We start from the raw sequence: 17,591 nt of genomic DNA on the forward strand, positions 1-17,591 counted from the left end.
GTTGGTTCTTTTAAATTCCCCACTCTGATACAGAAGAGTAGAAAAGAGGGTACTATGGAGCACTATATAAAGACGGTATTACAATTGCTCAAAAATAAGGAAATTACAAAAGAGGTCGCAAACAGCCTCCTTCAATCATACGGTAAGTCATCATCTACTGTCTCCAAGGACGAACAAGTCGCGGTCATAGGACTATCTTGCAGAATGCCTAAAGCTCGGAATACAGACGAATTTTGGGACAACTTAGTTAAGGGTGTGGATTGTGTAGGTGAGTTCCCTGAGCAGCGAAGAAAGGATACCGATCCTTATTTAAAATTGGTTAACCCTGATATCTTCACAAATGATCAACCCTATTGGAAAGCAGGTTATATCGATGAAGTCGAATATTTTGATAATGATATATTTGATATTTTACCTGGCGAAGCGAAATATATTGATCCTCAACAGAGAATTTTTTTGGAGATGGCATGGGAAGCCTTTGAAGATGCTGGTTACGGTAAGTCAAAGGTAGCGAACACTAGGACTGGTGTGTATATCGGTAACTGTAGCAATGAGTATGGCATGGCGATAGGTGAATCTGTACCATCTGCTGTTCCAGGAAACCTGGTACCTTTTATTGCATCTCGAATATCGTATTTTTTTAACTTAAAAGGCCCGGCCATAGCGGTATCAACAACTTGTTCATCCTCGTTAGCAGCTGTCCACTATGCCATTCAGGCGTTACGTACAGGGGAATGTGATATGGCCATAGCCGGAGGAATCAATCTCTATATGTTCCCGGTAGATACAACGACAGACACCGCATATCAGGTTGGAATTGCTTCCGAGGCTGGAAAATGCAAAACATTTGATAATGATGCCAATGGTGTAGTGCGCGGTGAAGGAGGGGGCGCACTTATCCTAAAACCTCTTAGTAAAGCACTGGAAGATGGCGATTATGTATATGGAGTATTGGCGGGAAGTTCGATTAATAATGATGGATTTTCAGCAGGTTTAACGACTCCTAATCCTGCTGCACAAGCGGAGATGATGGTATCCGCATGGAAACAGGCAAAGATACAACCGGAAACTATTTCTTATCTGGAAGCGCATGGTACTGGGACCAAATTAGGTGACCCTATTGAAATTAATGCCATCTCAAAAGCGTTTGCCCAGTTTACTTCGGAAAAGCAGTTTTGTGGAATTGGTTCAGTCAAGAGTAATATCGGCCATTTAATTAATGGTGCTTCAGGAATTGCTGGACTTATAAAGACGGTTTTATCACTGAAACATAAAATGATTCCACCCACATTACATGTCGAGAATCCGAACACTCTTATTGATTTTATAAAGTCTCCAGTTTATGTGGTGGATCGTTGTACTCCCTGGGAAACAAAAAACGGGGTACCTCGTAGAGCAGGCGTTAGCGCATTTGGTTTTAACGGCACCAATGTGCATATTGTTCTTGAAGAAGCTCCAGAAAGAATATCCATAAAGAATATGTCCAGTTCCCCATACCTGTTCGTACTTTCAGCCAAAAACAAGAAAATGTTAACAGAATATATTGCTAGATTCGAAAGGTATTTCTCTTCGTATGAAGATAGACCTGATTTGGGTGACATTTGTTATACGTTGATGACGGGAAGACATCATCACAAATGTCGTCTAGCGATCATTGCAATGGATGAAGCAGACTTAAAAGGAAAGTTAAGATCCTTGGTTAGCTCAGGAGTATTCGAAGGGGCTGGAGTCTTCTTTTCTGAAGGAATGTTATCCTCTGGGGCTGGAGATTTAGACGAAGCTCATGATAACCAAGCGGTTGAATATATCCGTGGTGGAATTCCAAAGTGGGTTCTAGAAGATCGCGCATATGTTCGTACTCCTCTACCAGCATATCCATTGGAGAGAAAAAGACATTGGGTTGAGCAAGGTAACCCGGTAAATCTTCCATTTCAAGTTGGAGAACAAGCACAAGTAGAAATTTCATCAAATTCAACTATGCCTGATTTAACAAATATTGAACAGAAAGTCGCATCTATTATGAAAGAAATATTGGGTGTTACGGCCATTAAATATGACGATGATTTCTTTGAACTTGGTGGAGATTCTCTTTTTGCAATGCAGCTAATGAATGCAATTAATAAAAATTTCGGAAAAAGTTTTGCATATGAAATGGTGTTTACAAACCCTACAGTGAACGATTTAGTAAACATTATTCTGGAGGATACAGTTCAAAAACCAGCATTCACAGAGAGTGACTTTGTATCTGGGCAGCAACATTATCCCGTCTCTTTTGCACAAAGGAGATTATGGATTATGGAGCAGCTTCAAGAACAGAGGATCGCTTATAACATTTCTCAAGTGTACGAGCTAAAAGGCGACCTGGACGTTTCTGCTTTTCGAACTGCGTGGTACCTTCTTGTACAAAGGCATGAAAGCCTCCGAACTGTTTTCTCAGAACAAAATGGAGAACTGGTGCAGATAATATTAGATGAAACACCTGTTTCTTTCGAATATGAAGAACGTGTTGAACATGTGCTAGACCGTATTAATCAATTCCGAAATGAACCATTTGATCTATTGGAGGGACCTTTAGCTCGTGCTTTGTTAATTCATAGCGGAGATGTGAATTACTGCATCGTATCCATCCACCATATTGTTGCAGATGGGTGGTCGCTACATATTGCTTACAATGATTTGATAGCTATCTATCAGGGGGTGATCTCTGGACAAGAAAAACCATTAGATATAATTTCATACCAATATAAGGATTATAGTATATGGCAGAAGGAAAATTTTGATAAGAACGTGTTTGCTGATGCGGAGTCTTACTGGTTAGAGAAACTTTCCGGTGACTTACCTATAAGCGAAATTGTAGGAGATAAACAGCGTCCTCCCGTATTTACGTTTAAGGGGGCAAGGTATCCTTTTCGTATCCCAGCGAGCAAAGCTGCCAGCTTAATTGAACTTTCAAAGAGAAACAAGGCTACTCTGTATATGACCTTGTTGTCATCTGTATTTGCTCTCATTCATAAGTATACAGGAGAACGTGATCTGATCATTGGTTCTCCGATTTCAGGACGCACGAATTATGATTATCAAAACGTTATAGGTTTTTTTGTCAATACGCTTGCACTGCGTACTGAAGTTGATGAGACACAATCTTTTGAGGCTTTATTACAACGAGTGAAGAAAAATGTAATTGAGGCCTACGAAAATCAGGAGTACCCGTTTGATTTATTGGTTGACAAACTTAACCTGATAAGGGATACGAGTCGATCGCCGCTATTTAATATCAATGTTGTTCTGCAAAATATAAAGCTTGAAGAAAGCGATAATCAAGCATTTCATATTGAGAGCAAAGTTCTAAACGAAGTGCAACATATCAGTACGAAATGGGACATGGAGTTTGATTTTATCGAGGAGCAGGATGGCGCATTATTATGTACATTTGAATATTATGCAGATATTTATAGTGAAGACATGATAGAGTCATTCGTTGCTAACTATTTGACTTTACTTGAGAATTTGATTATTCAACCCGCGGAACCTCTACACAAGCTTAATTTCGTCTCCCCATGCTCATTGGAGCTATTGCTCAAGTATTCGGGCGGTTCAACAACAGAGATCGATGAAGTGACGCTGGACGAATGGTTCGAAAGACAAGTACAGTTACATCCGGAACGGACTGCAATTATGCAAGGGGAAACTTCGATATCGTATCAGGAATTGCATCAACATATGGAGCAGCTTGCAAAAGCAATGCACAACACACTTGGTGTGAACAATGGAGATATTATCGGTATATATATGAACAATAGCGTAGATATGATTGTTTCGCTAATGGCTGTCCTTTCTGTAGGTGCAGCCTATGTCCCGATTGATCCCAAACAGCCTTTGCTTCGTTCCAAGCAAATTATTGAAGAAACAGAAATAAAGCTCATATTGACCCAAAAAGAGTTTTTGGCAGCCATCAATAAACTCCAATGGGAGTGTGCCAACTTCCGCACGTACGTTTGTTTGGATAGTGTTGACATACTGCAAGAAGTAGAAGAGGAACAGAGTGAATTGATGAACACTCAGATTTGGGATTATGTTGCCGAGACTTATAATGATCAAATCGGTGGCAGTGGATGGGTCAGTAGTTATACTGGTGAATTACTGAGTGCAGCCGAAATGGAAGAATACAAAAATAACGTTATGTTTAAACTTGAGAAATATCTGCATCCTGAAGTCAGAGTATTAGAAATTGGCTGCGGTTCTGGACTGACATTGTTTAAGTTGGCCCCAGAAGTGGGCTATTATCTTGGAACAGACATTTCCGAGGCAATCATCGAGAAAAACAAGCAAAAAGCTGCAGAGTTAAACTTAAATCACGTTGACTTCAAGGTGTTGGCTGCTCATGACATCTCTCAAGTCATGGAGCAATCTTTCGATATTATCATATTGAATAGTGTTATCCATTGTTTCAATGGTCACAATTATTTAAGAAATGTACTTGCGGACGCCACGCCACTTCTAAAAGATACGGGAATAATCTTTCTGGGAGATATTATGGATCAGAATCGAAAGGATGAACTGATCAGTACTCTTGCGATTTTTAAAGAGGAACATGGTGCACGGTATCGTACAAAAACAGAATGGGAAACAGAACTGTTCATCCCCCAAGAGTACATCTGTGACCTGCGACTCGATCTCGCTTCCCTAAAATCGGTTGAAATAAGTGATAAAATTTACACGATTGAAAATGAACTGACACTCTTTCGATATGATGCTATTCTTACGTTTGATAAAAACCTTCAATCCATCAATGGCGGGAAAAAATACAAAGAACAGTATGATCGTAAACTTTTAACTTTTACGAAACAAGAGCATTTCGAGCGACAGCACGTGGCGAGTGACTTAGCCTATATCCTATTTACTTCTGGCTCCACAGGCAAACCGAAGGGAGTCATGGTCGAACATAAAAGTATCGTGAATTATATTTCCTGGTCTCTTTCTCACTATTTCGGCGATGGAATACAGCCTGTCATGCCTCTGTATTCTCCATTAACCTTTGATTTGACCGTAACCAGCATCTTTGCTCCTTTGTTAGGTGGGGGAACGATCAAGGTGTTCGATGGAGAATTTGATGAAGTATTAGAAAAAATAAGCTTCGATGATACCATCACTTGCATGAAGTTAACACCTGCTCACCTATCTTATTTAACAGAAGCGCCATGTGAAGTCCCGGTTTCGAGATATATCGTTGGGGGAGAAGCGTTGACGACCAATTTGTTAGGACGTGCCTTTTCTCTAAATAGAGGACCTGAGTTAATTTACAATGAATATGGCCCAACAGAAGCAACAGTAGGTTGTATCGTATTTGATTTAAATGAACATAATTTCGGTGGTCGCACTACCGCTTTGATCGGCAAACCAATCTCAAATACGAATATTTATGTGGTCGATGATCATCTGACAATTGTGCCAATAGGCGTTGCAGGAGAACTCCTTATTACGGGAAGTAGTTTATCTAGAGGATATTTCAAAAATGATGAACTGACGAAAGAAAAATATATATCTTTTCACCCCCCTGGAAAAGAGGTTGTCCAAGCATATCGTACGGGAGACTTGGTACGATTCTTGCCTGATGGTAATCTGGAATATTTAGGAAGAAAAGATAGACAAGTGAAAATCAGATCATATCGAGTTGAGTTGGAAGAAATTGAGTTAGTCATGTTGGCTCATCCAGCGATAAAGGAAACTTATGTTACAGATAGAGGTTGTCAAGGAGATACCAAACAACTGTATGCATACTACAAAACGAATGGAAGTAAAGTGACAGATGAGAAGCTTAGAGCACATGTTGCCAAAGCTCTCCCTGAGTATATGCTGCCACATCAATTTATCGAAGTGGAGACCATGCCTTTAACTCGTAATGGTAAAGTAGACCGTAATGCTCTTCCTGTGCCAGAGGAGTTGAATCAAGTAAGGAAGATTACGGAAGTGCCGCGGAATGAAACCGAGAAAAAACTTGCTTTAATATGGTCCAATGTTTTAAATGTGGTTTCCATTGGGATAACAGATGATTTTTTTGATTTAGGAGGGGACTCCATTAAGGCTCTTCAGGTCGTGCCAAGGGCGCAGGAACAAGGCATGCAGGTTAGAGTAAAAGATATTTTCAAATATAGAAACGTCATGCGTATTGTTCAGAACATGCAATCAGAAAAACAGCTGTGGATCAAGCAAGACGAAGTTCACGGGTTTGTGCCACTAACGCCTATTCAACGATGGTTTTTCGAAAGGCAACACCCCAATCCGCATTACTATAATATGGCACATATGTTTAAGATCACAGATGATGTGGATCTTGAATTACTGGAAAGCACATTTAAGGCTCTTGTTAAGCATCATGACATCTTGAGAGCTTGTTTCTATGAAGAGCAAGGTGAAATTAAACAATATATTAGACGTTATGACGATGTATCACTTCAAATGGAATATGTCGACCTCTCCTTCGTAGAAAAAGATAATAGAGAGAATTATATGTTGGAATTAACAAGAAAGATGCAGATGGAAACCAGTTTACATCACGATTTATTATTTAAGCCTACGGTGATTGATCTTTGTGAAAAGGGAAAGCGATTGTTTATTTTTGTACATCACTTATTAATTGATGGAGTATCCTGGAGATTTATTATTGAGGATTTTATAAAGTTATATGAATCTCAAATATCCAACTCTTTGCCTTTAAAGACAGCTTCTTTCTTAGATTGGAGCACAGAGTTAGAGCGTTATGCTAAAAACAGCTCGCTAGATGTGGACTACTGGATGCAGATCGATTCCAATAAAGGCTTAATTTATGATGGAGATTTTAACGGTACGTTGCAAGACTACCAGCTTGAATATGTAGAGTTTACAAAAGAGGAGACAATAGCATTACAACATTCAGTTATGGAGTATCACACGGGTACAAGCCTACATGATGTTTTACTAGCGGCATTATTAGAAGGGGTAAAAGGCGCTTACGGACTCGAAGAGATTTTGGTCGACTTGGAGGGACATGGAAGAGAGAGTATCGTCCCTGAAGTAGATGTATCTCGAACCGTAGGTTGGTTTACCACAATGTATCCTGCAGTTTTCAATGTGAATGATGCCGACTTCTCTGACGTGATAAACAGTATCTCAGAGCAACGTCGTGAGATTCCATCCAATGGTTTTTCTTATACACTAGCCGTTGCTTATCATCGGAATGAACAATTGAAGCAAATAAAGCCTCAAATCTTATTTAATTACTTTGGTGATGCTCAGCAATCTAATGATATTGTACCGGAATCTCTTTGCTTACAGGAGTGTAATGAACAGTTTGCTTCTGTATGGGATAAACGTAATAAGCTGTCACATCTTATCGAATTAAACGCTATCCTTAACCGTGACGGGAAGTTAGTTATCACACTTGAGTATCACCCCTCCTATGTTAAGACTTCATCAGCGAAACAATTGGTAGGCTCAATTAAAGAACGGTTGGAATATTATTTCCACCGAAACATGCATGATGTCATTAAAAGCATGGAGGAGTCGAGATGACGAGTAAACAAATGGAGAACATAAATGTGAAGCAAGCCCCCGGACCGGGGGCTCTCAAAACTTTATTTTACTTATCTCGTCTGATCTGGCGACAAGACGTGCTTGATTTGATGAATGAGCTTCACAATCAATACGGCTCTATCGTACAAATCCAGAAGTACACACTGATGAATGGCATCCATGCTAGTAAATTTATGATGTCTACCGGCGTGGAGAAATTCCAGCGTCAGCCCATCGCTGAGGCAGGCCCCCCGTCTCTTGCCTCGAAGGATGGTGCTGAACATAAACAACATCGTAAGCTTGTAATGAACGCTTTTCGACCGAAGCAATTGGAGAAATATGTTGCCTCGATGTCACCATTAATGAAGAAAAGAATTGCATCTTGGGATGGAGAAATTGACTTATTTGCAGAAATGAAAGAGTTAACCTTGGATATTGTTTTGAGAACGATGCTTGGAATTGAACCAGGGACTGATCTTCATCAGAGATATATGAAGGGGTACTGGCTGCTTCTTAACCGGGGGAAGGAGAGCAACAAAACAAATAGTACGTACCAACAAGCTATGAGGGCAAAAGACGTGATATGGGATGTTATCAAACAATTAATTCAAGAGAGAAGAAACAATCCGTCAGACGATGCTTTGACTTCATTACTAGAAGCGTACGAGAATTCAGAGGATAAATTGGACGAGGAAACTTTCATTGGTTACGCCTATATGTTAACGGAATTTGGAGAAGGAGATCTGGCTAACATGCTTACTTATGCGGTTGCTGCCTTAGTATTTTACCCGCATATTATGGATCGTGTGAGTCAAGAAGTGAACTCTAGTTCTTTAGACACGTCACATATTTTTAACCAAATGCCATATACTTTAAATCTTGTCAGAGAGGTAGAAAGGTTGTATCCACCTGTTCCTTATGTAGCTAGATATGCCATGGAGACAGTACAATACAACGATTTTTTTATTCCTAAAGGAAGTATCGCTGTGGCTAACATTTATTTGAGTCACCGATGCGAGCAGAACTTCAATGATCCACTCGTATTCGATCCCTCACGCTATGAGCGATCTGTTGGGGAAATGAATAATCCTAATTCTCTTATTGGCTTCGGTGTGGGAAATCACATGTGTGTCGCAAAACAGTATGCTCAAATTCAAGTCTGTTTATTTTTACAACATTTGTTGCAAAGTTCGTCTCTTATGTCAATTAAAGGGTTGGGAGTCATTCCGGATATGAATTATAAGGGAGCAACTTCCCCAAGTCGCACCATAAATATCCAGGTAACCAAAAACTCAATCCACCAGGAGGATATCAAATGAACAGAAATGAAATTGGCAGAAGGAGTAATCTTTCATATGAGCAGTTTTTGAAAGAATATCTAATACCAGGCAAACCTGTTGTTCTCACTGGAGTGATGGAAGATTGGCCGGCTATGTCGAAATGGGGAACCGACTATTTCAAGTCAACTCTTGGTAATCAGAAGGTACAGGTAGCCGTGTCTGAAAATGGGATGTTCCCGTCAAAGCCGGAACAGGGTTGGCAAGCGACGGACTATGAGCAAATGGATTTTCATGACTATCTGAGCATGATAGAGAATCCGGAAAAATTAAAAAAGATCTATTATTTACAACACAAATCTTTACCGGATGTGTTTCCCGAACTACTGAATGACATCCAATCTCCTATATATATCAAATCTCCCAGTCCAACGATTAATCTTTGGATTGGTTCAGGCGGGAATATTACTCCAATCCATTATGATTTCTCATCAAACTTCCTGGCACAAGTAACAGGAAAGAAAAAAGTTTTTCTCTTTGAACCATCACAATCTCGCAATCTGTATGCCCTATCGGTTAGATCCAAAAATGCAAACTTAAGCCCAATCAACACATTGAACCCCGATTTCAGTAAACATTCTAAGTATAAAGATGTTCCTTATTATGAATGCACGCTTGAACCAGGAGAAATGTTGTTTATACCTTTATTTTGGTGGCACTGGGTCAATACGATTAGTCGCGAGGCTACGATTTCTATTAATTATTGGTGGAATGGAGCGATTAAACCGTGGTTCTCTAAACAAGGAATAAAAACATTATATCTTCTTTCTTTACAGGGGAAATAAAAGCGATTTTTCGGAAAATTTCAGTTTAAAAAAAGCCCTGTTGCCAAATCTGATGTTCACAAGAATAGAGGTTTTAGAACATGAATTTATTTTGTTTTGCCCATGCCGGTGGAACAACTATGTCATATAACTTGTTAAAAAGAGAACTGAAACATCCTGTGAATTTGATTTTAGTGGAACTTCCTGGTAGAGGAACCCGATTTTCCGAACCTCTTCTGGATAATATGGAAGATATGTTGGAGGATGTTTATGCAAATATAAAACAAATTCTGAATCAAGGGGAATTTGCATTTATTGGACATAGCATGGGGGGCCGGATTGCTTTTGAAATGGCTCATAAAATATATACGAAGAATAGACGTTTACCCAAACATTTATTTATTTCAAGCGCCAAAGTACCTCATACCATGAAATCACATTGGATTCATGAATTACCTGACGAGCAATTTTTTGAGCAGGTTTATAAACTTGGTGGAACTTCGCGAGAGATTTTTGATGATCATGTTTTACGGAAAACTTATTTACCTGTTTTGAGAGCAGATTTCAAAGCTCTGGAATTGTTTGAATCCCCCATTAGTAGAGAACCTCTAGATAGCGCAGTTACTGTGTTATACGGTGAAGGAGAGTCTTTTTTGGAGTCTGAGATGTCCGAATGGGGAACGTTTTTTAATTCAGAATGTACAATAACGACTTTTCCTGGCGACCACTTTTATATTTTTAGCCAAATAAGCCAAGTATCTAAGCTGATCATGAATACCTTATTCAAGTAGTTCTTTTCTTTTCCTCGTAATATGGGAAGTTGAATTACCAATGAAAATCGAGCATATAGAGCTTTTAAAGCTGTCATTCCATATTTGAAAAAATTAATGAGGTGATTTATATGTCTTCAACGATAAACAGTGTATTCTCATCATTTGCGGATATTATCAGCTATCGGGCAAAAGTTCAGCCAGATTCTATAGCTTACACGTTCATAGATGATAATGGACGGAGTCCAATGACGTATCAAGAGTTAGAAGCACGGGTGAGACGGATTGCTTCCTCGTTGTTGATGGAGGTAAAGCCGGGAGATCGTGTCCTGATTCTACAACAGCCTGGCCTAGAGTATATCTGCTCATTTTTTGCATGTCAGTATGCGAAAGTTATCGCGGTGCCAGCCTATCCACCATTGACCAAAAGATATTCAAATAGAGTGTTGCAGATAGCCAAGGATTCGGGTGCAAAGGTCGCATTGTCATCTGAAAAATGGGCGTCTAAAATAAATGCTGCTTTTCAAGGCACGGGATTGATTAATATGACTACTGATCGTATAGATGATACGAAATCTTTAATCAGTGAATGGGTACCCGGGGGGATCGAAAGAGAGGACACAGCTTTCCTTCAGTACACCTCAGGGTCAACAGGTAATCCTAAAGGTGTTATGATTAGTCATCAAAATTTGTTACATAATTCGCAAGTGATTCAGGACGCCTTTAATAGTGGTCAAGATAGTGTTGGTATGGTTTGGCTGCCACCTTATCATGATATGGGACTGATCGGTGGAATTTTACAACCTCTATATACAGGATTTCCTATATATTTAATGGCTCCAAACGATTTTATTGAATCTCCAATCAAGTGGCTGGAGACCATCAGTGAGCTTCAAGTGACGATAAGTGGGGGGCCGAATTTCGCTTATGATCTTTGTCTTAAAAAAATCTCAGATGACCTGTTGTCACCTTTAGACTTGAGTCATTGGAAGGTTGCATTTACAGGTGCTGAACCCATACAAGCTTCCATCTTAAAGCAGTTTGCCGAGAGGTTTGCTCCATGTGGATTTAAGTTTGAATCCTTTTTACCATGTTATGGTATGGCTGAGTCAACGTTATATGTTACAGGCGGCCACTTGGATGATTCCTCCAAAATGTTGTATGCAAATCGGGAAAATTTGAAGAAGGGTAAGTTTTCAGCGACTGAACCTGACCATCCCCAAACTGTTCCCCTAGTGAGCTGTGGAGTTTCATATGAAAGCCAGTCACTACTAATAGTAGACCCCGAATCCTCTCTGATCTGTTCTGAAGGGGAAATTGGAGAAGTATGTGTAAGAAGTGAGAGCGTTGCTAAAGGGTATTATAACGAAGAACATGTTATGCCTATGTTTGAAGATCGTATGAATGTTAAAAATGAGGGAGCATTTTATAAGACTGGAGATTTAGGATTTCTTCATAAAAATGAACTTTACATCACCGGCAGACTAAAAGATCTAATTATTATAAGAGGGCAAAACTATTATCCATCCGATATCGAATTTACAATGGAGTCTTTGGACAAGGCATTTGTTTCTATGGGTTGTGCTGCTTTTGCTACAACCACAGAAGCGACAGAAGGGTTAGTTATAGTCCAGGAACTATCTCGCCAATACCGGGAGGAGTCCACCAATCCATTAGCAAACAAAATGAGGGAAGCACTATCATCACACTTTGGTATTAAGGCTCACAGCATTATTTTTATTAAGCAAGGTTCACTTCCTAAAACATCCAGCGGTAAAGTGATGCGTTCTGCTTGTAAAGAGTTATTTGAATCACAGCAGTTAAAAGTGATCCAAAGCCATATAGAGCAAGAAGTAGATCTATTTTCTAAACACACTACCGATAAGCAAGGTTTGACTAAAGAAAAACTTCAAAGCTTAGATGATACGGATCGGCAAGAATACATTGGAGAACGGTTACAGCATCTATTAATGCAAAGTGGGGTCCAAACGACTCATTTGGAACGCTCGCTTCCTCTGTCTTCTCTTGGCCTTGATTCGATTGAGATGATTAGTTTTCGTTCTCTCATTGAGAGTGAATTTGGTGTGAGGTTGGATATAGAAACTCTATTCTCAGAAGAGTTATCTATTCATGGGTTAATCCACATAGTTATGTCATCAGAGCTTACGTTAATCGATGTAGACATTCCCTTGCAGGACGTCTCTCAATTTGAGTTGTCAGAAGATCAGAAAAGGCTTTGGTTTGTTGAGAGTATAAGTGATTTTAAATTACAGGTGCCAGTTGTATTCGAGATTAAAGGCAATTTAAATATTCCACGATTACAAAAAAGTTGGGAAAAACTTTTGAGAAGACATGGAACCTTTAGAACTGTTTTTCATATGGAAGATGATGTTGTATTTCAAGAGGTATCAGATGAAGAAAATATGGCATGCAGTTTCACCCATCATCGTGTCGAAAGTGATGATCTTGAGAGAATGCTAGTTCACGAGGCAAGCAAACCTTTTGACTTACAAAAGGCTCCACTGACAAGAATCACCGTGTTTGAACGTGAGAGTAACGAATTTACGCTTCTTTTTGTTTCGCATCATCTAATCGCAGATTTGAAATCGATGTTTATAGCGATGAATGATTTGCTACAAATATACAGTTCGCCAGAACAAGAAGTTCAGTTGCCTAGATCCATTGCATTTACGGATTATCTTTCTTGGGACAAAGAGCGAATGAAGCGTGTAGATCTGGAGAATCAGGCTCATTACTGGAAAGAGCATTTGAAGAATGCACCCCTATTACTCGAGTTGCCAGTGGATTACGAGCGACCTGAAATCCGTAACTTTAAAGGCAAGCAACATACTTTCCAAATTTCCGCAGAGTTATCTGATCGTATGCGTATTTTTTGTAAGGAACAAGGAGTAACGCCATATGTCACTATGCTCACGGCTTTTGCAACAATGTTACAGCTATTTTCAAGCCAAAATGATTTGGTTATTGGTACTCCTTTGGATCGGAGATCATCCCCACAATTTGAAAAAGCGATAGGTTTTTTCGCTCAACCCATGCCACTCCGTATAGTGGTCGAAGAAGATACGGTTTTTCAAATATTACTTCAACGTATTCGTAAAACGGTTCTATCGGCCTTATCCAATCAAGATATTTCATTCTCGAAGATCGTTGAGATGGTGAACCCTGTAAGAAGCATTCATCATAATCCGATTTTCCAAGTTATGTTTAGTTATTTGAAAGTGGATATGGCGGATTGCTCATCTTCTTCTTTGTCCGTACAACCGGTAGCTTATTCAGAGTGTGAAACAGAATTTGATCTATTTGTTACGCTTACCGAGAATGTTGCAGGTGAACTCGTAGGAAGTTTTGGATACAATGCAGCTTTGTTTGCTCAAGAAACGATTAAAGAGTTGTCTGAATTATTCATCAATATTCTGGAGAAAGGAATGGATAACCCAACCCTAAAGTTTCAAGGTGATGGAGTTTCTCTCTTGAAAAGAATTCATGAAAGAAAACAAAGTATCTCTAATATAGTGATAGCCTCCACGTTCACTTCAGATATGGTAGAAGAGTCTATCGTTTACTGGAATAAAAAAATGAAGTATTCTGCGCACGTGAAATTTGCACCATCTCATCAAGTTTTTCTGCAGTTGTTAGACCCATCTAGTTTTCTCTCATCCAATCCAAACGGTGTTAATGTCTTGCTTGTTCGAATATCAGATTTATTAACAGGGACAAGAAGATCTAAGTTCTCTGTAGAAGAGAGTGATCAGCTCCAGCAAAATGTGGAAGAATTGATCCAGGCTATCAGACGGTTTTCTTCACACAATCCGTTGCCTTTAATTACATGTATATGTCCTGAATCCCCTGAGATCATTGCAGAAAATTCGGAGCTGTTTGCTCATCTAGAGGGATTACTGGAATCACAAATAGCTGACCTTAAATATGTACACAATTTAAGTTCAAATCAAATTAAAAATGGTCTCGACATTGAAACATACTATGATGAATATGCTGATAATACTGCTCAGATTCCCTATAGTTACTCCTTTTTCTGTGTGATCGGAACTTCCATATGCCGGAAGATAAGCTCTCTTTCAGAGCCAATGCACAAGGTGATTATCCTGGATTGCGATAATACACTATGGCAGGGAGTCTGTGCCGAAGATGGTGCCGAAGGAATTGTATTAGACGAGAGAAGTTTAGGTTTGCAGAGATTCGTCGTGGAGCAGTATAAGCAGGGCATGATCATTTGTCTTTGCAGCAAAAATAACGAAGAGGATGTTTGGAACGTTTTTGAAACTAGAGAAGATATGATCCTGAAGAAGAGCCATATTACAGCATATAGAATCAACTGGGCATCTAAACCGAATAATATTGTTGATTTATCGCAAGAACTCTCTCTTTCGTTGGATAGTTTTGTTTTTTTCGATGATAACCCTGTGGAGTGTACCAATGTTGAACTTGAAATTCCCGAAGTGCAAACTATACAAGTGAATGATGAACGATATGGTTCTTTTAGTAAGCTGATCGACCGCTTGTGGTTATTCGATCGGGCGACTATTACACATGAGGATTTGAATCGAACTAAATTATATCAAGAGAATCGAGCCAGAGAACGCTTTTTAACCCATCTGGTGGAGGATGAGAATGCATATAACTTTGCTACATTCCTTGATGAACTTCATGTTGAGATTAACGTAGAGAGCGTATCAGAGGAGCATATATCTCGGGTATCTCAATTAACATTTCGTACCAATCAATTTAACTTTACAGGCATAAGACAGACGGAACGTGAAATTTTAAGTCAAATGGGCAGAGATGAGACTAGATATTTTGCAGTGAGTGTTCGAGATCGATTCGGTGATTATGGATTGGTTGGTGTACTATGTTGCGAAATTGTTGAAGATCATTATTATGTAAAAAACTGGTTGCTAAGTTGCCGAGTATTAGGCAGAGGTGTTGAATACAAAATACTTGAAGCCATTGGTGAAAAGGCATCAGAAGAGGGTGCTGCTGCTCTTGTTATTGAATTCACTCGAACAGGAAAAAATACACCGGCTTTGATATTTGTTAACTCCATTGCGAATGATCCATCTATAAATGACAGTCATGATCTTCAATCTATTGAATTGACGATAGAAGAAGCAATGGCTGTAGCGCGGAAAGGTGTGCAAATGGATGCAAGCAAAAATGTAGAGGGGATAGAGGGGGATAAAAACAAGAGGAAAAAAAATCTAAAGTTTGAAAAAGACCACACCCAACTCACTATGGAACTTATGAATATCGATGCACTAGCTCTTGCTATTCAAAAGAGTAGATCCCTTTCGCATATCGAACGTTTCGTGACTGAATACGTGGCACCGCGTAATTTGATTGAAGAAAAGCTTGCTGAAATTTGGTCTGAGCTGCTAAAAGTTGATCGTATTAGTGTATACGATAACTTTTTCTTTCTAGGGGGACATTCTCTAATGTCACATCAAATTATTCTTCGAATTAGAGAAGAATTTCATATTGAGCTTCCGCCTAGTATTATGTTTTCAACGGATTTCACAATTGCGAGTCTTGCTGAGGCTATGGAGAGTATTTTATCGGAACAGCCCGATGAGGCTGAGCTGGCTGAATTGGTACAGGAACTTGAGAATTTAAGTGAAGAAGAGCTGCAAGAGTTATTGAACAAAGTTTTATAAACAATGAACAATTAATAATTTATGTCAGGGGGGATTGTAAGATGGCTCGATTTTTGCTGCTTACGCTTGGGTCGGGAGGCGATTTATATCCTTTTCTAAGGATAGGTAAAGCCCTTATCTCGGAAGGGCACGAGGTCACTTTGGTGACGCATTGCGTCTATAAAGAAAATGCAGAAAAGTACGGATTCAAATTTGTTGGTTTTGATACTCTTTTGGAATACCAGCTAGTGATGAATGATGAATTTCAGATGAAAATGCAAGATCCAAAGGTATATGTAGAGTTCACAAAGAGATATTTATTTCCTAAACTTGAAAGAGCTTATAAACAAATAATTGAGGTTTGCGATTCGGATACTATTGTCATTGCCCACAGTTTAACGCAAGCTTTAGCACAAATGATATCGGAAAAGTTAAGTTTACGTTATATTACAGTATTTCTCGCTCCAAGCTTTCTCGAGAGCATCATCAAGAATCCGGGATATATTATGGAGTATCTTGCTAAAGAGTTGAATTATCTTCGGAATAAGGTTGGATTAGAGCCAATCCAAAATTGGAGAGGAATGTTGAATTATTATAATCAAGCAATCGCTTTTTGGCCGGAATGGTTCGCAAATTATCGTTCAGAAGTAGATCTTCCCATCACCTATGCTGGTTTTTTGTTGCATAATAATCTGGAAGCTGTTTCAGATGAACTTATGCATTGGTTTGAGGAGAGTAACCCTGTAATCATTAGTCATGGTACAACACCTGCGATCTCCGACTCGTTTTACTCTTCATGCATCTCGGCTTGTGTTGAACTGGAGTATCCAAGCATAGTCGTGTCTAAGAGCAAACAAGTTATTCCTGCAATGTTTCAATCTGTGATTAGACACGAGGCATTTCTGCCCTTTTCGAAAGTCATGGATCAAGCTAAGCTTTTAATTCATCACGGTGGAATTGGTACCATGGGACAAGCGATGAAAGCAGGAGTTCCTCAATTAATTTTAGGAAATGGTTTTGATCGACCTTTGAATGGCTTATATGTTAAAAAACTCGAAGTAGCAGATTACCTTCCTTTACCGAAATGGACTAAAGGTGATGTTATATCTTCATTAGAGGCCTTAATAAAAAGTAACTCTATTGAAAGTAACTGTAAAGAGGTAGCTTATAAGGTGAGCCAGATGAATGTGGAAGATCAGATATTGCAAGTCGCAAATACGGTATTAAACACAACTAAATTACCCGATGTATCTGGAATTTATTCAATGGATTCATCAGAGGAGGCAAAAATCCAAATTGCCAACAGAACTTCAAGTGAACTAATAGAGTTGTTGAAAAAGGTACCAGCAGAGAAGCGGTCTCAATTGCTTAAGGAAATCCGTCGCTAAAGGAAAGAAATCATGAATACTTCGTATGCTATGAAGGAATAGTGAAAAAAAAGAAATTGTTAAGATACCTTGGCTCGATCACGTGCTAAGGTATCTTTTTTTGATATCACACTTC

6 protein-coding genes are annotated in these 17,591 nt (G+C 39.2%); all 6 read left to right on the forward strand.

The features are described 5' to 3' along the window. Positions 1-54 precede the first annotated feature (54 nt). Entirely contained in the window at positions 55-7,548 is a 7,494-nt protein-coding gene (locus tag ACR8BL_RS21785; protein ID WP_434749486.1) for a condensation domain-containing protein, read from the forward strand. Beyond that, on the forward strand, positions 7,545-8,867 hold the full coding sequence (locus ACR8BL_RS21790) for a cytochrome P450 (protein ID WP_434749487.1): 1,323 nt from the start codon (positions 7,545-7,547) through the stop codon (positions 8,865-8,867). The genes ACR8BL_RS21785 and ACR8BL_RS21790 overlap by 4 nt, the downstream gene beginning before the upstream one ends. Continuing rightward, complete coding sequence (locus ACR8BL_RS21795) at positions 8,864-9,670, forward strand: cupin-like domain-containing protein (RefSeq protein ID WP_434749488.1); 807 nt, start codon at positions 8,864-8,866, stop codon at positions 9,668-9,670. The genes ACR8BL_RS21790 and ACR8BL_RS21795 overlap by 4 nt, the downstream gene beginning before the upstream one ends. A gap of 80 nt (positions 9,671-9,750) precedes the next feature. Further along, positions 9,751-10,440 carry a thioesterase II family protein gene (locus ACR8BL_RS21800; RefSeq protein WP_434749489.1) on the forward strand — a complete coding sequence of 230 codons (690 nt, stop codon included), beginning with the start codon at positions 9,751-9,753 and terminating at the stop codon, positions 10,438-10,440. A 110-nt stretch (positions 10,441-10,550) separates the two neighbouring features. Then, the gene (locus ACR8BL_RS21805; RefSeq protein WP_434749490.1) at positions 10,551-16,109 is read left to right on the forward strand and encodes an HAD-IIIC family phosphatase; all 5,559 of its coding nucleotides are present in this window, start codon (positions 10,551-10,553) and stop codon (positions 16,107-16,109) included. Between the two features lie 41 nt (positions 16,110-16,150). Further along, positions 16,151-17,476 carry a glycosyltransferase gene (locus ACR8BL_RS21810; protein WP_434749491.1) on the forward strand — a complete coding sequence of 442 codons (1,326 nt, stop codon included), beginning with the start codon at positions 16,151-16,153 and terminating at the stop codon, positions 17,474-17,476. Positions 17,477-17,591: the final 115 nt, after the last annotated feature.

This window comes from Paenibacillus amylolyticus (assembly GCF_051136285.1).
Taxonomy (GTDB): Bacteria; Bacillota; Bacilli; order Paenibacillales; family Paenibacillaceae; genus Paenibacillus; species Paenibacillus amylolyticus_F.